Source organism: Spongiibacter sp. UBA1325 (genome assembly GCF_002306875.1).
Taxonomy (GTDB): Bacteria; Pseudomonadota; Gammaproteobacteria; order Pseudomonadales; family Spongiibacteraceae; genus Spongiibacter; species Spongiibacter marinus.
In genome coordinates, this window is the sequence record NZ_DBTD01000004.1 from 354967 (window position 1) to 373842 (window position 18876).

Annotated in this window: 14 protein-coding genes and 1 tRNA gene; 7 read left to right on the forward strand and 8 right to left on the reverse strand. The window is 54.4% G+C overall.

Annotated elements, in window-relative coordinates:
* Window positions 1-101: 101 nt before the first annotated feature.
* Both B3K78_RS04455 and B3K78_RS04460 read right to left on the reverse strand, forming a co-directional pair.
* Window positions 102-1343, reverse strand: coding sequence for a WecB/TagA/CpsF family glycosyltransferase (locus tag B3K78_RS04455; protein ID WP_286694469.1), 1242 nt, complete (start codon window positions 1341-1343; stop codon window positions 102-104).
* Window positions 1344-1555: 212 nt separating this feature from the next.
* Window positions 1556-4273, reverse strand: coding sequence for a response regulator (locus B3K78_RS04460; protein ID WP_286694470.1), 2718 nt, complete (start codon window positions 4271-4273; stop codon window positions 1556-1558).
* A gap of 314 nt (window positions 4274-4587) precedes the next feature.
* Between B3K78_RS04460 and B3K78_RS04465 the strand changes: the two genes are divergently transcribed.
* Complete coding sequence (locus B3K78_RS04465) at window positions 4588-5337, forward strand: response regulator (RefSeq protein ID WP_286694471.1); 750 nt, start codon at window positions 4588-4590, stop codon at window positions 5335-5337.
* 36 nt (window positions 5338-5373) lie between these two features.
* On the forward strand, window positions 5374-6813 hold the full coding sequence (locus tag B3K78_RS04470) for a sigma-54-dependent transcriptional regulator (RefSeq protein WP_286694472.1): 1440 nt from the start codon (window positions 5374-5376) through the stop codon (window positions 6811-6813).
* Window positions 6814-6849: 36 nt separating this feature from the next.
* Here the strand turns inward: B3K78_RS04470 and B3K78_RS04475 are convergent, their stop codons facing one another.
* The 5 genes from B3K78_RS04475 to B3K78_RS04495 form a co-directional block, all read right to left on the reverse strand.
* A complete protein-coding gene (locus B3K78_RS04475; RefSeq protein ID WP_204995243.1) occupies window positions 6850-7248 on the reverse strand; it encodes a hypothetical protein in 399 nt (132 codons plus the stop codon).
* Between the two features lie 275 nt (window positions 7249-7523).
* Window positions 7524-7600: transfer RNA gene (locus B3K78_RS04480), tRNA-Pro, on the reverse strand.
* Window positions 7601-7671: 71 nt separating this feature from the next.
* On the reverse strand, window positions 7672-8907 hold the full coding sequence (locus B3K78_RS04485; protein WP_286694473.1) for an acetyl-CoA acetyltransferase: 1236 nt from the start codon (window positions 8905-8907) through the stop codon (window positions 7672-7674).
* Window positions 8908-8912: 5 nt separating this feature from the next.
* On the reverse strand, window positions 8913-10616 hold the full coding sequence (locus B3K78_RS04490; RefSeq protein WP_286694474.1) for an AMP-binding protein: 1704 nt from the start codon (window positions 10614-10616) through the stop codon (window positions 8913-8915).
* Window positions 10617-10688: 72 nt separating this feature from the next.
* The gene (locus B3K78_RS04495) at window positions 10689-12161 is read right to left on the reverse strand and encodes a carotenoid oxygenase family protein (protein ID WP_286694475.1); all 1473 of its coding nucleotides are present in this window, start codon (window positions 12159-12161) and stop codon (window positions 10689-10691) included.
* Window positions 12162-12302: 141 nt separating this feature from the next.
* Between B3K78_RS04495 and B3K78_RS04500 the strand changes: the two genes are divergently transcribed.
* The 4 genes from B3K78_RS04500 to B3K78_RS04515 all read left to right on the forward strand — a co-directional run bounded on the left by B3K78_RS04500 (window position 12303) and on the right by B3K78_RS04515 (window position 17777).
* Complete coding sequence (locus B3K78_RS04500; RefSeq protein ID WP_204995247.1) at window positions 12303-13277, forward strand: winged helix-turn-helix transcriptional regulator; 975 nt, start codon at window positions 12303-12305, stop codon at window positions 13275-13277.
* Window positions 13274-14251 (forward strand): SMP-30/gluconolactonase/LRE family protein, encoded by a 978-nt coding sequence (locus tag B3K78_RS04505; protein WP_286694476.1) that lies wholly within the window; start codon window positions 13274-13276, stop codon window positions 14249-14251. The genes B3K78_RS04500 and B3K78_RS04505 overlap by 4 nt, the downstream gene beginning before the upstream one ends.
* A gap of 360 nt (window positions 14252-14611) precedes the next feature.
* A complete protein-coding gene (locus B3K78_RS04510) occupies window positions 14612-15496 on the forward strand; it encodes a DUF1295 domain-containing protein (protein ID WP_286694477.1) in 885 nt (294 codons plus the stop codon).
* Window positions 15497-15518: 22 nt separating this feature from the next.
* Complete coding sequence (locus tag B3K78_RS04515) at window positions 15519-17777, forward strand: TonB-dependent receptor (protein WP_286694478.1); 2259 nt, start codon at window positions 15519-15521, stop codon at window positions 17775-17777.
* Window positions 17778-18027: 250 nt separating this feature from the next.
* Here B3K78_RS04515 and B3K78_RS04520 read toward each other — a convergent pair whose 3' ends face one another.
* On the reverse strand, window positions 18028-18423 hold the full coding sequence (locus B3K78_RS04520) for a GreA/GreB family elongation factor (protein WP_286694479.1): 396 nt from the start codon (window positions 18421-18423) through the stop codon (window positions 18028-18030).
* A gap of 249 nt (window positions 18424-18672) precedes the next feature.
* Here B3K78_RS04520 and hemP point away from each other — a divergent pair, with 249 nt between their 5' ends.
* Window positions 18673-18837 carry a hemin uptake protein HemP gene (gene hemP / locus B3K78_RS04525; protein WP_084498074.1) on the forward strand — a complete coding sequence of 55 codons (165 nt, stop codon included), beginning with the start codon at window positions 18673-18675 and terminating at the stop codon, window positions 18835-18837.
* Window positions 18838-18876 lie beyond the last annotated feature (39 nt).

Sequence of the window (18876 nt, forward strand, 5' to 3'; positions counted from 1 at the left end):
GGAAATTGCAAAATGCAAATCGTGCCTTGCGTTTGCATTTTGCGAATCATATTGCTGGAGGGTGCGCCACCGCAGTGGCGGTATACGATGTGGTGCGATCCTTAGCTCTGGCTGGCCTGCCGCAGCCTGAGTAAAAACAGAGGGTTGCCAATGATGTAGCGCTTCCACATCCGGCCCGGTTCTTGTAGTAGCCGCCAGATCCATTCCATACCCAGCTCACGCAGCCACAGGGGCGCCCGGGAGACCTTCTCGGCATAGAAGTCGAACAAGCCGCCAACGGCGATGACGACTGGGCTATTTAGTTGCTCCCGGTGGGCGAGAATCCACTGTTCCTGTAGGGGTTGACCCATGCCGACCAGCAGCACGTCCGCCCCGCTATCGTTAATTTTATCGACGATGTCCTGGCAGTGCTGTTTGTCGAAATAGCCGTGTTGTGTGCCGGCGCTTCGCAAGTGTGGCTGTTGCTTCAACATTGCCTGCATCGCGGCATCGGCAATTCCGTCTTCACCGCCGAGCATGAACAGGCGCTGGCCGTGTTGGGCGAGTTGCTCGCACAGCAAAGGCAGCATATCGGTGCCGTTTATATTGCCCTTACGGCGAATACCGTTGCGCCGACAGGCCATTTCGATACCGCTGCCATCGGGCAGCATATAGTCTGCTTGATTCAGTTGTGATCGCAGTTCGCTGTCATTGTAGGCGAGATTTAAGGTGTGGGCGTTCGCGAAGAAAACTGTCGCACGATGTCGATGTGTCACGTGCTTATTAATCACCGAAAGTGCGTTTTCCATTGAGATGTTGGCGATGTTTACGCCAAAAATCGTAAAACTGTCGACGTCTTTCAGAGTTTTGCCGCCGCTGTACAACAGGCCTGCCAGCAGCGATTTGCCGATGATGGCAGCATCTGTTTTGAATCCCTGCTTGTCGGCGTATTCGAGATTGCAGGCCTCTTCGTCGATAAAGTCGATACCAGAAATTCGTCGCAGTTCGAACAGTGAAAACATACCGGGATTCAGGGTTTCGGTACCCGCTGCAGCGGGCTCTTGCTCGGTGCGCGCTCGGTAACCGACCAGTGCCAGCTCGCCTTTAATAACGTTTAGGAGCAACGGCAGGCGACTGAGATTTACCTGATCGTGCAGCAGTAAGGCGGGCACGCCATCACCGGCAGCGCTGTGCAAGGTGACGCGGTCAACGATTTTTTTGCCTTTAATCAGGCGAAAAAGGCTATGAACGAAAAGCCACGGAGCGAAGGCTAACGCGGCTGCCACTGCCAATATACGGTCTGTTTTTTTTACACAGCGTGGCTGGGCGCTGAGCGATTTGTTGTAAACGGTGTGATGGCGCATGCTGGCATCCTCTCGGCTGTTTAGAGCTAAAGGGGCAATGCCTGTGCCAGGCGCGTAAAATTATTTTAAGTCTATGATTTATAAGTGATTGCCAAAGGGTTAGGTGGGTTTTTAAGGGCGCAGAGAGTGGTTCGATAGCCAGCATGATTTGCATTTTGCAATGCAACTGGCTTGCCGGTGATGCTAAGCGCGCACTGCGCGAAACATTAGGCTTAGACTGACCGCGCTTCTAACTCAGCGATCGCATGATGGAGGGCTTCTTTGCCTGACGAGAATTTCTCGCCGGATACCGAAAGTAGCTCCATAAGAAGCTGGGTATTTTCAGCATCGCAGCATTTTTCGATCTGCAAACAATAGTCCTGCAACGACGTTGCGCCGCAATAACCAAGATTGCTCTTCGCGGAGTGTACGGCGTCGCGAAGCCCGGCGAGTGCTGGTTGATCGGCGGAGTCCGCAATCGCTGCAGTCAGAGACTGCAACTTATCAAGCTGCTCCACGACCATTTTTAAAATAATTAGCGCGGTCTCTAACCCTGTATCGACAACGAGTTGTTCAAGTATCGTGGTGTCTATCTCCGCGGCATACAGCGCTGCAGTGAGTGTTGCGGTGTTGCCCGCGTCATCCTGGGAACTGGACGCAGCGGTTTGTTCAACAGGTAGCCAGGACTCAAGTGTGTTCAGCAATTCATCGCGGTTTACCGGTTTAGACAGGAAACCATCCATGCCCGCGTCTTCACAGCGCTTTACATCGGTATCGAAGGCATTGGCGGTCATTGCGATAATTGGGGTGTTGCGCTCTTTACCTGGCAATTGGCGGATGTGTCGGGTTGCCTCTAAACCGTCCATTTCAGGCATACGCAAGTCCATTAGCACCAAGTCGTAGCGGCCACTGGTTACGGCCATTAATGCCTCAATGCCGTTGGCGACGATGTCGACTTGATAGCCGGCGCGCAACAACAGAGTCTTCGCGACTAACTGGTTCGCTTCGTTATCCTCTGCGAGTAGGAGCTTGTGCCGGCTTGGATTTATTTCGTCGGTGATGTGTTCATTGGCGGGCTCCGATTCGGCGTCGCCGTCGAGAATGGCAAGGAGCTGGCTCGGCCGAAAGGGGCGATACATCATGTGTTGGAAGCCGGCCTTGCTACTGTGTTGCAAGAGTTCCGCCGAGAAATTGCGGTTGTACAGCACCACTTGTTGAATGGAGATCTGCTGCGCCATCAATAACGTGCTCAATTTTTCCGGTGTGGCAAAGCAACGCATGTCCACGATCAGTATGTCGTGTGCAGATAATTTCGGAAGGTTCTCTAAGGCACGAATTGCGGCGGCTTCTATGCCCAGCCAGTCCGCTTGTTGCAGTATGCTGGCAAGCAGTGTTTTGTTGTCGCTCCGCAAAAACAGCTTGCCTGGTGCGCGTTTTGGCTTTGCCAGGCTGGGAAGGCTAGTGCTGCTTGCATTGACCGGTATCTCAACGCGGAACCGGCAGCCTTCGCCTTTTTTGCTCGTCAGCGAGATTCGACCGTCGAGCAGCTCAGTCAGTTTTTTACAAATGACTAAGCCAAGGCCCGTGCCACCGTGAACGGCGCTGTCACTATTATCTACTTGAGAGAATTCATTAAATAACTTCTCTTGATCCTCTTCTGAAACCCCAACCCCCGAATCGCGCACTTCAAGTACCAGCCCGAGTCGGCCGTCAGCCAGTTTTTCATCAGTTTGAGAGATTTTTAGATTTACGCCGCCAGAGTCAGTGAACTTAATCGCGTTATCGAGAAGGTTGGTGACGATTCGCCGTACAAAGCTCAGGTCACTGATTACCGTTTTCGGTATGCGGGGGTCGATGCAGGCGGAGATCTCGATATCTTTATTTACCGCGCGAATGGTTGATACCTCCATCACGCGCTCACATTGCTCTAATAAACTGAACTTGCTGGAGTGAATTTCTTGTTGCCCGGACTCGATTTTTGAAAAGTCCAGCACGTCTTCTATGACGCTTAATAAACTATTGCCTGCCGCAAGTGAGGTCTCTGCCAGCATGCGTTGCTCGGTGGATAAATCGCCTTCAAGCAGCAGGTCCATACAGCCAATAACGGCGTTCAGGGGCGAGCGAATCTCGTGGCTCATATGCGCGAGAAAGCTGGATTTAGCCTTACTGCTTGCAACTGCGGTTTCCCTTGCCTGAGTAAGCGCTTTTTCCCGCTCGATGCGCGTTGTAATGTCTCGAATGGTTGCGGTAAAGAAGGTTTGCCCTTCGAATTCTGCAGTGGGAACAACGGTTAGCTCGCAGGGGAAGAGGCTGCCATCTCGCCGGATAGCTTCTACTTCTATCCGCGTATTCAGCACAGGCCCCTGCCGGGTCTTATTGAAGTTGGCCATGCCCTCGTTGTGAGATTTTCTCATGCCGTGGGGAATGACGATGTCCGCCACATGTTTACCAACCACCTCTTCCCGGGTGTAGCCAAAGAGTTGTTCCGCAGAGCTGCCAAATTCATGGATGACGCTCTTGTCATCAATGGTAATGATGGCGTCGAGGCTGGACTCGTACAGTGAGCGGGAGATGATTTCCAGGTGCTTTTGCTGGCGTTGAATACGACTCAGCCCCAATCGATCGGGGTAGATCGTCAGTAGAAAACGCCCCGGCGGCTCATCAGAGGCCGTAAGGTGGAGGATAAGCGGCTCGCCATCCATGGTTGCGGCAAAGCTTTGCGATGCGACGCCAGCCGCCGCCCCGGATTTGAGTGAATGCAGCGCAGCACTGGGCAGGCGGTCACGTAGTTTGTCTCCCGGACTGACTGACGCGAGAGACCGAAGTGTATCGATAGGACCGCGGTGCAGAATGCGGGTAATGGTGCCCTCGTGGTCGATCTCAAATTCAGCCCAGCTTTCAATACTTCTGCTGCCAGCCTGCGGCTGCTTTGAGGGACGATCGTCAGTCATAAGCATTTACGTAGTCGCGAAAGGTAATCTGAGTATTTGATATCTGGTCGGCGCAGTCAATTTCCGCCTGGCTGGCCATATTGCTGAGTTGCAGAACAGTTTGCATTTTGCAAAGCAATATAGGATGTTGGTGATAAAAATTGTCGCTGTTCTGGCTGTCGTTCGCCGCAAAGCAGGCTAACAACATGATAGTTATAACAAAGTTGCTGTTGTAAGTACTTGGTGCCGATATTGCGTGGTCATGGAAGAAAATTATTTTCGCCACCGCAGCGCAGAGGTAAAAAATGATGGCCCGACCGCAAAGCCACTCACTAGTGACACGCAAAGTCTTGGTCGCCGATGATAGCTTGCCCGGCTTATTGGCAGTAAAGGCCATGCTTGAGGCTGAGGGCATCATCTGCGATACCGCCAATGATGGAAGCAGCGCACTGGCAAAAGCGCAACACGAGCATTACGACGCACTGTTGTTAGACGAGCACATGCCGGGGCTGCAGGGCTCGGCGATATGCGTTGCGCTGCGAGGGGAGTCGGGCCCTAACCAGCACGCCATGATTATTTCGCTCAGCGGCGAACAAGGTAGCGGGCACCGCGCGGTAATGGACGCAGCGGGCTTTGACGCGATGTTGGCGAAGCCGGTCAGTAAGCTGGCGCTGGTGTCCGTACTGAGCGAATCGGGCGACAGTGAGTCATCCATCAAGGGCGATGACATAGCCGGCTTCGGCGGTGACGAAGCGTTGCTCGATGTAGCGGTGCATCGCGATATGCAGGAACAGTTCGACCCGGCTACAGTTGCGCGTTTGTTTGGGCTGTTTATTGACGAATTATCAGTATTGTCGGCGCGTTTGAGTACCGCCATCGATCATAATTCAGAGACTGAAGTCATGGCCGTTGCGCATATTCTAAAAAACTCGGCGGAGTTGTACGGCGCCAAACGCCTGTCGTGTCTGGCCCGCTATATCAATGAAACGCCACCAAGTGGCCGAGAGCAAATCATCGAACTTGCCGAACAGTTGCTGGCGGTGTGTCATGAAACACGTCAGAAAGTTCAGGTAGAGCTGCTGTAGTCGTGTTATTTTTTAAAAATCTGCGGAGGGCATTCAATGTCTGAGGGATCGCAAAAGCTGGTATATGTTGTGGAAGACAGTGTGTCCAGCGGGGCCCTTTATAGCAGTTACCTCGAGGCCGCTGGTTATGCGGTGTCGCATTTTATTGACGGCCATTCCGCCCTGGTAGCTATCAAGGAAAAGATGCCAGATATCTTGGTGCAGGATGTCTGCCTACCCGACATCAGTGGTATGGAGGTAATGCGCTTTACCAAAGCGCGTGCCGATATTCCGGTGATCATTATTACCGCTAACAGCTCCATCGATATCGCCGTTGAGGCGATGCGCGATGGCGGCTTCGATTTTATAGAAAAGCCGTTTTCCAAGGACAGACTGATCGCCGCTGTTGCCGATGCCGCGCAGCAGTCGACCTTAGATCAGGGACAAGTCACTGCTGGTGCCACAGCGGCATCAAAACCCCGGCCAATCCGAGCTGTAAGAGAGCATTTTGTCGGCGAGTCCTCGGTAATGGAGAGCATTTATCAGCTTCTCGACAGCGCGGCCCGCAGTAAGGCGAGTGTGTTTGTCACTGGCGAAAGTGGCACCGGCAAGGAAGTGTGTGCGCAAGCGCTTCACGATGCCAGCTCGCGCGCTTCCGGGCCGTTTATTCCCGTTAACTGCGCGGCGATCCCCGCCGAGTTATTCGAGTCGGAAATTTTTGGCCATGAAAAAGGCGCCTTCAGCGGCGCGGTGTCGCAGCGCAAAGGTGCGGCCGAGTTAGCCAATGGTGGCACCCTGTTTCTCGACGAGATCGGCGAAATGGATTTGGCCTTGCAAGCAAAACTGCTGCGCTTTTTGCAAACGGGGACGTTTAGTCGAGTCGGTGGCCAAAAAATGATGCACTCAGATATACGCATTGTGTGCGCCACAAACCGCGATCCAGAAGACGCTGTTCGGCAGGGGCAGTTCAGGGAAGACCTCTATTATCGTTTAAATGTTATTCCGGTTAAGTTGCCGCCCTTGCGTGACAGGGGCAGGGATATTATCGCCTTGGCGACGCATTTTCTGGCAGAGAAGTCCGCGGCAAATAACAAAGTATTTCGTGGGTTTACCGATGCGGCGATGGAGCTGTTACTCAGCTACGAGTGGCCTGGCAACATTCGCCAATTACAAAATGTTATCGAAAATATCGTGGTGGTCCACGATGAAGAATTCGTCAATGATGAAATGCTGCGAGTGGTGACGAGCAGCGTTGTGCCAACGCCACTGACGACTTCGTCTCCTGCACTGCAATCGTTAACGGGTACCGACTCCATGCCGCCAGGCGTCGTAGCGGCTAAGCCGGGTATTCGTCCATTGTGGATGGTGGAGAAAGAAACCATAGAATCGGCGATCGAGCAGTGTGATGGCAATATCCCGCTTGCTGCGGCATGCCTTGGTGTGAGTGCATCGACAATCTATCGAAAAATAAAAGCCTGGGAGAAAGATGAGGCATAGCCTTGTGCGACCTCAACGGCATGCAGATAGTGTTGTTTACCAACTGCTAAGCCAGTCCCAGAGTCCCAGAGACTGCTCGCTAAAAATGTTAATGCCAACAGCAGACTTGGCAATATACAGCAGCAATAGCCCCACGCTAACTGCGACAGTTAGCGCCATCGCCGCCACGAATAGAAATGCCATTGCCGACGCGGCTTGCTCGCGCGGCGATAGCGTGCGCTGGTTTCGCCCCGCCAACAACACGATAAAAAGACTGCTCGGTATCAGCGGTAATTTCAGTGTCAGGCGGAGGTCGACAGGGAGTTTTCCCCCTTGCCGACCGGCAATCGCCTGTTGAATCCCGAGCAGCTGTTCGGTGCTGAAACTGTTCGCCGCACTGGCGGGCATAGACTGTAAGAAGCGTTGTACAGCAGGGTCGCTATTTGGGTGATCCACCAAGACTAAACTCCTACTCGCGTATATTTTGTAACAAGAGCCTTCACTGTGTAGCCAGTCTGACAAGTACGGCGGTGATGGCAATACGAACATATACGCGAAGCACCCTAGCAAACTGTTACCGTGAGTCGATCGTCGATGAACGGCGTGGCTGTCTTAGCCATCGATGTGTCGTGTTCAGTAAGCAGAAGAGGGGCGGTGCTTTCGGGATGGAATGACACCCGTAATCAATCAGATGAGGGCTGGCACACTAAGTGTGTTTGTCTTTCGGGGATTGGTCGGAATGAGAGGATTCGAACCTCCGACCCCTGCCTCCCGAAGGCAGTGCTCTACCAAGCTGAGCTACATTCCGAGTGCATAATCGCGTGGCAACGACGAGGCGAATAACTATATCAAAGCGTTATCGCCTGCTCAATATAGCCGCTAGTCACGACCGATAATGAGGCTGGCGCAGGTGGTTGCGCTGCCGCCGAGGTTGAAGGTCATGATGTTTTTGGCTCCCGCTATTTGGTAGCCGCCGGCGGTCTGACGAACCTGTTTGCTGGCGTCCAATGCCATGCGTACACCGGTGGCCCCAACCGGGTGCCCGAGGCCGATTAATCCGCCACTCATGTTCACCGGCAGTTTGCCGCCGGGGGCGATATCACCATTTTCAATGGCTTTCCACGCTTCCCCCGGCGAATACAGACCGCAGTGGTCGATAATCATATATTCGGTGATACTGAAGCAGTCGTGCACTTCCAGGCCGTCGACGTCATTGATACTTGTCATGCCTGCCCGTTGCAGGGTTTGGGAGAACAACTGCTGTATATGCGGGAAGATGGCCGGCTGGCCTGCGCCCAAGCGCAGCTTTTCGGCGAAGGCGATAGGGGCATTGATATGGCCCCAGCCCTTGATATAGGGCAGCGACTCCAGGGCGATACCGCGCTGCTTGGCATAGTCCCTTGCGCGCTGTTCGCTGGCCAGAAACACCACAGCTGCTCCGTCGGTAATTTGTCCACAGTCCTGGCGACGAATATTGCCACTGATCCTTGGGTTAGCGGTGTCGTCGTCGCTGAAGCTGTCCGGGCCAAACTGCCAGTTCCGGCTTTGGGCATTGGGGTTGAGCTTGGCGTTGTCAAAATTTTGCTGGGCAATGGCGTAGAGGTGCTGTTTATCCAGGCCGTATCTCTGTTGGTACTCATCAATCATATTGTCGAAGGCGCAGGGCCACACATAGGGTGTGTCCTGCCATTCCTGGCTCGCCCAGGCGGCGGGGCGCAGATTGTTGGCGGCATCGTCCCCGGGCACATTGCGCATAACTTCGATGCCAACTACGCAGGCCACGCCGTAGCGCTCAGCCTGCAGATCAGCCATTGCCGCGAGCAGCGCCATAGAGCCGGAGGCGCATGCCGCCTCGTGGCTGGAGGCGGGCAGGGTTGCCATAGCGGGATCAACATGGCCGAAAAAACCGCCCAGTTGAGACTGACCGGTAAACAGCGATGAGACAAAGTTGCCTACGTGACCGACCTCTACGTCTGCGGGGTCGAGCGCGCAGGCATCGAGCCCCTGCCGAACCGTATCGATAAAAAGCGATGCGATATCACCGCCACTGCGGTAGAGGTTGTTGGCAAAGTCACTTTGCGCTCCCCCTAAAATGTAGACCCGTGGGCGGCTCATGAACGTCAGGCCTCTTCCGTTTCTTTGCGCAGTTCCTTGCGCAGAACTTTACCCACCGGCGTCATCGGCAGCTCGTCGCGAAACTCGATGTACTTAGGAATTTTGTAGGCGGTTAGCTGTTCCCGGCAATAGCTCAGCAGGGTTTCTTTCGTCAGCGTTGGGTCAGTGGGCACCACAAATAATTTGACGGCCTCGCCGGTTTTTTCGTCTTTCACACCAATGGCCGCAGCCAGTTCCACCTGAGGGTGCTCGAGCACCACGTTCTCGATTTCATTGGGGAAGACGTTAAAGCCTGATACCAGCACCATATCTTTGAGGCGGTCGACGATGCGCACAATACCCTGCTCGTCGATGGTGGCGATATCACCGGTGTGGAACCAGCCGTCTTCATCGATAACCTCGGCGGTGGCATCCGGGCGTTGCCAATAGCCTTGCATGACTTGTGGGCCTTTCACGCACAGCTCTCCCGGTTCGCCCAACGCCGTTTCGTTGCCGTCGCTATCGACGGTTTTCAGGGCGGTGTTGGGTACCGGTAGCCCCACTGATTCGGGGTTAATGAAGGCGCCTGCGCCACTGGCGCTAACCACCGGCGAGCACTCTGTTAGGCCATAACCTTCCCCAATATTGCAGCCGGTGAGTTCGCGCCAGCGGCTCGCCGTGTCGGGAACCAATGCTGTGCCACCTGAGTTCGTGGCCTTCAGCCCGCTGAAGTCGAGCTTGCGGAACTCGGGGTGTTTGAGCAGTGAAACAAACAGCGTGTTCAGGCCAATAAAGACGTTGATTTTCCAGGGCTTGAGCGCGCGCACAAAGGTGTTTGCGTCGCGTGGGTTAGCGATAAGAATATTGTGCTGACCATTATATGCCGCTGACATTAGGTGCATGGAGAACGCATATATATGGTACAGCGGCAGCGGCGCAACGATGTTCTCGCTTTTGGTTTTATCAAACAGCGGCTGCCCGTGTTCGTTGTGCTGCTCCAGAATGCCATTTATTTGCATCATATTGGCCACCAAATTTCCGTGGCTGAGCATTGCACCTTTTGCGGCGCCGGTCGTACCACCGGTGTATTGCAGCATGGCCAAGTCGTCGCGCTTGGGCGAAACGGGTTGGCGTGCCGGCGCTTTTTTGCCTTGTGCTAACACGTCGCGCAGCTGCAGTTGTTGTGGCAGGTGGTAGCTTGGCACCATCTTCTTCACGTGTTTGGCAACAAAGTTGAAAAGCAGGCGTTTACCGGTGGGCAATAGGTCACCGAGATTGGTGACAATCACCGTTTCAATGTCGGTGTCGGCGATGACTTCTGCGACGCTGTCACCAAATGTGCTCATGAAGATCAGCGCCTTGGCACCCGAGTCTTTAAATTGATGACGCATTTCCCTGGCGGTATAGAGCGGGTTGGTATTCACCACCACCAAGCCAGCGCGCAGCGCACCGTAAATCACCACGGGGTACTGCAACAGGTTGGCCATTTGGATGGCAATGCGGTCGCCAGGTTTAAGATTGGTGTTGTGCTGAAGGTAGCGGCAGAAAGCGTCGCTAAGTTGATCAATCTCGGCGTAACTCAATGTGTGATTGATGCCCGTAAAAGCAGGGCGCTGGGCGTGCTCGGCAAAGGCCTGCTCGATGATTTCCAGCACATTGTTGTAGGCTTCAGTATCTACGGTATTTGGAATACCCGGCGCGCGGAGGCCGTCCCAGAATGCTGCTTCCATATGTTCCCCACTTTTTATTGTTGGTTGTTATGGCCGCCTGTCGGCGGCACGAACGTCAAGACTACCAGCGCTTCAGGGATTTTGGTACGAGCGAATACTCTGGCCGTCGGCCCAAGTCGCGTGGGTGCCGCTGCTGATCCGGTGGGGGAGAATAATTCGGCAAACGGGGCCCCCCTCAATGTCTTTGGCGTCGATCAATACGCACTCAGAGCGGTCGGCTTTCATGTCGGTGATAAAGCTCACCAGGTAGCCATCGTCCTCGTCTTTGGCATTTATCCGCGGCGCGAACGGCGCTTCGCTACCGTAGCGTTGTTCGCCAAAGGGCAGCTCCCAACTGTCGCCGGTTTCCAGATCGTGTTTGACCAGGCCGGAAAATAGGAACATGCCGGGCTCGTTCCATACGGAGTAAAGGTAGCGGGACTTGATGCCGGCATAGCGCTGGTTGAAGGTGCCGAATTCCAGGGCGCGTTCGTCCAGATGTTGCTCCTTGACCTCGCCGGTTTTCAGATTGAAACGCCAGCGATGCAGCCGTGTTTTTAGCGAGCACAGGTCGATGTTGGCCATCATTTTACCCGCAGCCGGCGGTAGGCCCGGCAGCGGCGCTGGATCTGGGTCATCCTGAAAGTAGCCGTCCAAAATAATTTCATCGCCGTCTTCGTAGGCGTTCATCCAGTGCAGCACATAGGTGGGCGACGCTTCAAACCAAATGGCGTCTTCGGCAGTGCCATAGCGCGGCAAAATGGCAAAGCGCGTGGGTAGCTCGGGGTGGTACTCCGCGTGATATTTGCCTTGCTCGAGCAGAGTGGGATTCCAGAACATCGGCAGGTCGACCAGGATGGAGTAGTTCTCCGTGAACGCCATGTCGTGTGGAAGGCGCGGCCCCGGTGTCGGTACAGGTGTGTAGTGCACCAACTTGTTGTTGCTGTCCACCACGCCATAGTGTTGATAAGGCGGATAGGTGGAGTAATTAAAAAACAGCATTTCGCCACTGCGCTCGTCCACTTTTGGGTGGGCAGAGATGCCGTCCAGCGGCGTCCATCGCTCTGCGCCGTGCTGTTCCAGGGTAAAAGGGTCGAGGCGGTAGCCGTCGCCGCATTGCCAGAAGGTGGACAGAACCTGGCCGGCATGGACCACAACATCCGTCGATGAGGCGTCTTTTAGATAGCCTTGGGCGCCCCAGCCAGGGCGTTTGGATTTCTTCGGGTTATTGGCAATGCCCGCCCAAATGGCCTCGCCAGCTTCTTGTTCCGCGTCAAAGCCTTTGGTGCGAACAAAGCGATTCCTGTACTCAGCTTTCCCGTCTTTAAACACCATCGCGTGCAGCATGCCGTCGCCGTCAAAGGGGTGATAGTGGCCGATAGCTTCGTGGACGGGATTCTCGGTATTTCGAATATAGACGCCGTCGATATCGCTGGGAATGGTGCCAATCACCTCGAGGTCGGTGGCTGTGAGTTCGTCAAAGTTGGGTGTCCAGGCACCGTTGAGGTAGGGGTGTAGGCTCGGTTTGAGCGTGTGTTTGACGGTGTTTTTATAGCTTATCGTCACAGCGGTATTCCTTGTTGGGCTTGCCAGATCAATCGATATAGTGAGTTGCATTATGATACTGAAATTAGTGCTGTCAATGCTTTCGACTGTTGCGACGGTGGCTTTGGCCCTATACTGCTGCTTCTCGGGTATAGAGAATCTATGAATATCAATCACTTAGTTGTTAACAGCAGTATTGCGCAGGGTTTGGATGTGATCGGCGACCGCTGGTCGTTGCTGATCTTGCGAGATGCCTTTTTGGGGCGCCAGCGGTTTGAAGAGTTTCGGCGTCACACCGGAGCCAGCCGAGCGACCCTGAGTCGCCGGCTCAATGCCCTTGTTGCAGAGGGTGTGCTGCAAAAGCATGCCTACGGCGAGGGCTCCAGCCGCTTTGAATACCGCCTCAGCGAGAAAGGCCGGGCGTTGTTTCCCGTTTCATTATTGGCATGGCAATGGGAGTTGGAGTGGGGCGGGGCTGCGTATCGCGATGCCCTGCCTTACACATTGCTGCATACGCATTGCGGGCAGCCGATGCACCCCGTTGCTGTGTGCGGACACTGCCATGAGCCGATAACCCTGGGCTCAATGGCTTTGCCCACCGTGGCGCGAGATACCGAGCAACAAATCGCCGCGATTAAGTCGCTCAGCGGTCAACGGCGTGTGCGGGTTTCTCAGTCTACCGGTGAAGAGGATCTGGCCATGGCGGGGATTAGTGATCTGATCGGCGATCGCTGGACCTTACTCATACTGATTTGTGCGTTTTTCGGCACGCGCCGCTACGACGGTTTTCTGAAGCAGTTGGGTATTGCATCGAATATATTAACGGACCGCCTCAACCTGTTGTCTGCAGTGAATGTGTTTGAGCGCAAAAGTTACCAGACCAATCCGCCGCGCTATGAGTACCAACTGAGCAAAAAAGGCTTGTCGTTGTATCCAATCATCATTGCCTTGCGGCAGTGGGCGGTGGACTGGCGGCCACAGGGCGAGGTTCTGACGCTAACGCATAAATCTTGTGGGCAGGCCCTGAAAATTGAGGTGCAGTGCGGCAGTTGCGAGATGCTTGCCGAACAACAGGATGTGCAATTTGCCGCCAGCAGCCCAGCTGCGCAGGAAACGGAAGGAGAGCTGCCCGCATGAAAAACGCACTCTTGCTGTTAAGTTTGCTAATGATGACCGCCTGTAATGACAGTAGCACTGGCGGTGGCAGCGCAAACACGACGTTCACGCCGAGCTGTGTCACGGCACAATGCCGCAGCAAGCAGCGTTTATTGGAGATCCCCGGCGCGGAGAATGTGTTTTTTACCGACGCTGGCCGTTTGTTTGTCACGGGTAACGCCAATATCTATGAAGTGGTAAAAGAGTCTGATGAGTTTCGCGCGCTGCCTCGCTCGGTGGGTACAGCCGGTGGCAGTGGTTTTGGTGGTATGGCTCAGCGTGGCGACACGCTCTATGTCAACGTATTCGACGACGGCGGACTGTGGGCCGCGCGGCTTACCGAATCCCCTGAATTTTCTCTTATCCATCCGCTCGGTCTGACTATGCCCAATGGCTTGGCTGCCGGGCCGAGTGGGGAGCTATATGTTGTTAACGGTCCGCTTGAACTGGGTTTGACGCTGCCTGACCCCAAGGTGGTTAGGGTTCAGTTTTCCGCCAGCGATGCCATGCAGGTTGTTGAACAGAGCGACTGGCTCTCGCTAACAGGCTATCAACCCAATGGTATTGCGAGTGTCGGGCGCAGTTTGTTTATTACGGCAAGCCGACTACTGCCGCCAGCACTCGGTGTGCTATTGCGGGTAGACATTGCCGCTGATGGCTCCGCCGGCGAGCCGGAAGAGCTGTTTCAGTTCACCAGCATTCCCGACGACTTGAGTGTCGCAGGCGATGCACTGTTGCTCAGTTTTTTCAGTGAGGGCGCTGTCGCGCTGGTCAGTCAGGACGGCGACTTGCTTAGTCGCAGCGAGCCTCTCAGCTTTGATAGCCCCAGCCAGTTACGCCTGGGTCGCCCACCGCTTTTTGAGCCGACAGACATACTCGTCAGTGAGAAAGGCTTACTCATTCCTAACCCTTTGCCCTACGGCAATGCGCTGTCTCTTTATCGGCTTATTCCCTAGGCGCGACGCATCCATTTTATCGCTGCGTACGTAGACCTTCGTTGGCTGGCTTGCCTAATGCACGCATCGTGCGTTGAGTGACTTACTTGCATTTGCCGGTTCGCTGGCAAATGATGTGCGAGCCTTGCTTCAGAAATAATGACGAAGAATAAAAGTCGAGGTGTCAGGAGAATTGGTCGCTCGGTGTGCGCCTGTGCCCACGGGTAAGCTGCTCAATATCCCATTGAACCGCGATGTTTCGGCAGCGTCATTTGGCAGCGTAGTCACTGCCAGGAGCAGGCAGCTTAATCGTTCATCATAGAAGTATGCATGTAGTTAACGTCTGGTGCTCAGCCGGTGGATAGCTGAAGGAGATGCTCCATGAAGAAGAAATTAATTGCGCTGGCGGTGATCCTGGTGTCGGTGCTAATTGCCGTGGCAATTGCCCTTGCTGGCGGCGATGGTGGCCTGGAGGTTGCCGGTGTTCCGCTGATGTTGGCCTGCGCGGGGTTGGCGTTTTTCGTGCAGTGGCTGATTTTTGTTCCATCGTATATTTTCCAAACCGAGCACTACTACGACCTTACCGGCAGTCTTACCTACCTGGCTGTTATTACGCTTGCGCTGCTGGCGTCGTCGGCCTCATTGGCAGAGGCCGCTCCCCGGTCGATACTGCTCAGTGCAATGGTATTCATTTGGGCATTGCGCCTCGGGCCTTTCTTATTTCGCCGAGTAAAACGTGCGGGTAAAGATGGCCGCTTCGATGAAATTAAACCTATTTGGTCTCGCTTCTTGGTGACCTGGACGCTGCAGGGACTTTGGGTGTTTGTCACTCTGGCGGCAGCCCTCGCGGCGATCACCAGCTCGCGAGCGCCTGACATCGATAGTTGGGCGATTGCTGGTGGCTTGGTGTGGCTGGCGGGCTTGTCGATAGAAGCGATCGCCGACGCGCAGAAAACCCGTTTTAACCAGCAAGCAGAGAACGCCGGTAAATTTATAAATATTGGCCTGTGGCGGTGGTCGCGCCACCCCAATTACTTCGGCGAGATTGTGCTCTGGCTGGGTGTCGCGATTGTGGCGATTCCCAGTTTGCAGGGCTGGCAGTGGGTGACGATGATTTCGCCGTTGTTTGTCGTGGTGCTGCTCACGCGTATTAGCGGCGTACCGCTGCTTGAGAAACGCGCCGACGAGAAGTGGGGTGGTCAAGTGGACTATGAACAATACAAAGCCAATACACCGGTATTGGTGATGCGCCCGCCAGCGCGATAAGACTGAGGCCAGTGGATAAATGATGAAGAAGCGATTGCTTGCTAGTGTATTTTGTCTGTTGAGCACAGACTTGATGGCGCGCTCACCGGTGCTCGAAGAGATCGTCATTACCGCGCAAAAACGTGAAGAAAGTCTCCAAGAGGTGCCGATATCGGTGGTGGCGATGTCGGCGGAAATGATGGCAGATGCCAATATCGGCAATATGGAAGACATCTCCAACTTCACGCCTAATCTCAGCGTTTTTAGTCATGCGCCTTTTACCAGCCTGCAGGTGCGGGGCTTGGGCTCGCCCTTTGATAAAGGCTTTGAACAATCGGCTGGCCTGTTTTTGGATGGGGTCTACCTCGGCCGCTTGGCGTTTCTTGATGCGGCCTTTCTCGATGTGGCCTCGGTGGAAATTCTGCGAGGCCCTCAGGGCACACTTTTTGGTAAAAATACGATCTCAGGTGCGATCAGTATTCGCTCCAACCAGCCCAGCCAGGAGTTGGAATTCTCAGGTGAGCTGGTAACGGGTGAAGAAGACCTCGATAAATACAGCGTAACCGCGAACATTCCTATTAACGACAGGCTGGCATTACGCGCCTCTGGCTTAATTAACCAGCGCGATGGCGCCGTGTACAACACCACCCTGGATCGCGATGAGGGCAGTGTCGATGCGCGTATTGGTCGCGTGCAGCTGCGCTGGGATATTGCCGACTGGCTGGATGTTACCTTCGCCGCGGCCGATACTAATCAGGAGTTTCGTCTCGGTAGCTTTCAGGTGCAAACCGCAACGCCCGAGCAGTTTCAGCTGATGCAGTTCTATGACCCGCGTGTTGAATTGGACCCCTCCAATGAGTTGAGCTCGCAGGACTATCCTGCTGAGACTTACCAAAATGGCAATAAATACGATATCCGGTTCAACGCCCAGCTGTGGGGGCATGAATTTGCCTGGATAAATTCGCTGACCACTATCGCAGAGGAATCCAATAGCGACTTGGATTTTTCACCCATTCCTCTGCTGTATTTTTTGAACGCTGAGGATTATGAACAGCTGAGCAGCGAGCTGCGCATTGTCTCTCCGCTGGGCATGTTTGACGGCAAGTTTGATTACGTGGCGGGTATTTACGCCGCCACCAGTGATACCCGTATTCGCGTGATTATCGATGCCGCGCCGAATCCTGAGGATTTGTTAACGGGGCTATCGGCAACCAGTGGACTGCTGGCGAGTCTCGACCCCATTTTGGCCTCAGTGATTGGCGGTGGGCCGGGAGAGAGACTGTTGATTGACGGCTACCAGGAAAACCTCAGTACGGCGGCTTACGCGCAGGCAAGTTGGCATTTTTCGCCGGAGTGGACGCTAACCGGTGGTATTCGCGTGTCGCGTGAAGAGAAAGACGTCGACCAACAGCTGCAAATGTTCACCGCCGGCACGGACATCGATGGCCCCATCTTTACCCAGCTGGTCACCGCTGAGGAATATCGCCTTATCGATAAACGCGTCGATGAAGATGTTAGCCCCAAGTTGTCGCTCAGTTGGATTCCGGGTGACGATATTACGTTTTATGGCAGCGCGGCGGCGGGGTTTAAAAGCGGTGGCTACAGTGGTTCGGCGGTTCGCGCTGAAATAACCGAAGTAGAACCTGAGTCCTCGCTGACCTATGAGCTAGGGGCGAAAGCTCGTTTCTTTGGCGGCGCAGCCTCGCTCAACTTCGCCACGTTTTACACGGAATTTGAAGACCTTCAACTTACTATTTTTGAAGGCAATGTCAGTCGCATCTCCAATGCAGCGGGGGCGATCTCCAAAGGTGCCGAGTTGGAGTCGGCCTTCGTGACGCCCTGGGGTATTTCAGGCAACCTCGCCGTCGCCTACCTTGATGCCAGTTTTACCGACTATGAAAATGGCCCTTGTCCCGCTGGTGAAGACACGCCCTGTGACCTAACCGGACGACCGCTGGCAAATGCGCCGTTGTGGAAAGCAAATTTCAGCGTGAATTATTTTCATGACCTCGGTGAATGGCCGGTGAACGTGCTGTTTGGCGTCGACGTGCTATATGAAGACGATAAGTACCTGCAGGCCGACCAGGATCCGATAGATTTTCAAAGCGAGTTTGGCACCTATAATCTGCGCCTGCGCGTCGCCGATGACGACGAGCAGTGGTCGCTGCAGGCATTTTTGCGCAATGCCGGTGACAAACATGCACTGGAAGGCAGCGGTGATATTCCCACACTCAGTGGCGCGCATTTTGGAAAGGCGATCGCGCCGCGTCAGTTAGATGTCAGCCTGAAGTATCGGCTTTAATAACGGCGCCGCAGGGCGGCGCCGAGTGGCTGAGTTAGTCGCTGTTTCTGCGTTTCTCGCGCTTCTCGCGGCGTTTATCCTTCAGCGATTTTTGGGCGGTTTTCTTCGGCTTTTCTTTGGCCATGTTTATTCTCCTACGATCCAGCGCCATGCTGCGCCGCGTTGCGAGCGCTGCTGATCGCATTCATGTATGAATAAAAAAGCGTGCGGCGCGATAAACGCTCCATAGCGGGTTTCCCTCCATTGATGATTAGCGGTAGAAATGCAGCAGTCGGAACGTTACCGAGCGGCGAGCCACCTTGATGGACAGCTCCGCGCCGAGTGGCTGTTGATAAACGGCCCTGCCCAGCGGCGAGAGCACAGAAAGGTGGTAGTGCCTGAGTGTCACGTCTTTTGGTAACACCAATTTGACGCACAGTAATTCGTTAAATTCGCCGCATTCAAGTAGAACGTGATCACCCAGCTGTACCCGGTTATCTCCCACAGGTGCCTGCTCGAGCCGGCACAATATTGCCAGTAACTCAGCGGGCTGGCTGAAAATTGGTGTGTCGGACAGAAGCCCGGATAAGCGTTGTGCAGGGAACAGCGATTTACGTTTGTCGGCGATGTTGCGCTTGATAGTTTGGGTAGTCTCGCGAGAAGACATGTCGACCCTCCAATGGTGAAAACAAGGTGTTTGCCTTCATGCCGGAGAGCGAACTAACTCCCCGGCTTAGGAGAGAAATTTGAGTGGTGTTGTGCAGGTCTTGAGCTTGCGTTTCATGGTTGCCGGGAAGTCGATGAGTGAGCTGACAGCATAGCCCGGCCAAAATAAAAGGCAAGGGCGCGGTTGGGGAGTTGACGTCACCTACAAATTAAATGATAATTGTTCGCATTAACGTTTAGGGAGTTTGATGTGGAACCGGATCGCCGCTCAAGCCAGCGCTATGTCACGATTCGTGACAACGTTGTGCAGAGTTCGCAGTTGCTTTGCAAGGAAGGCCCGTTGCGTATTTTGCATGCCGGCGAGCAATATCAACTGCGAATTACTCGTCAGGGAAAATTGATTTTAACCAAGTAATTTCATCTCAAAATTAGGCCAGCCAGCACGTCGCCAGCA

Coding starts and splice junctions, on each gene's coding strand:
- B3K78_RS04455 (WP_286694469.1), bottom strand. CDS start 1,343: ATGCGCCATCACACCGTTTACAACAAATCGCTCAGCGCCCAGCCACGC.
- B3K78_RS04490 (WP_286694474.1), bottom strand. CDS start 10,616: ATGGAAGCAGCATTCTGGGACGGCCTCCGCGCGCCGGGTATTCCAAAT.
- B3K78_RS04500 (WP_204995247.1), top strand. CDS start 12,303: ATGAATATCAATCACTTAGTTGTTAACAGCAGTATTGCGCAGGGTTTG.
- B3K78_RS04460 (WP_286694470.1), bottom strand. CDS start 4,273: ATGACTGACGATCGTCCCTCAAAGCAGCCGCAGGCTGGCAGCAGAAGT.
- B3K78_RS04470 (WP_286694472.1), top strand. CDS start 5,374: ATGTCTGAGGGATCGCAAAAGCTGGTATATGTTGTGGAAGACAGTGTG.
- B3K78_RS04515 (WP_286694478.1), top strand. CDS start 15,519: ATGAAGAAGCGATTGCTTGCTAGTGTATTTTGTCTGTTGAGCACAGAC.
- B3K78_RS04485 (WP_286694473.1), bottom strand. CDS start 8,907: ATGAGCCGCCCACGGGTCTACATTTTAGGGGGAGCGCAAAGTGACTTT.
- B3K78_RS04520 (WP_286694479.1), bottom strand. CDS start 18,423: ATGTCTTCTCGCGAGACTACCCAAACTATCAAGCGCAACATCGCCGAC.
- B3K78_RS04510 (WP_286694477.1), top strand. CDS start 14,612: ATGAAGAAGAAATTAATTGCGCTGGCGGTGATCCTGGTGTCGGTGCTA.
- B3K78_RS04505 (WP_286694476.1), top strand. CDS start 13,274: ATGAAAAACGCACTCTTGCTGTTAAGTTTGCTAATGATGACCGCCTGT.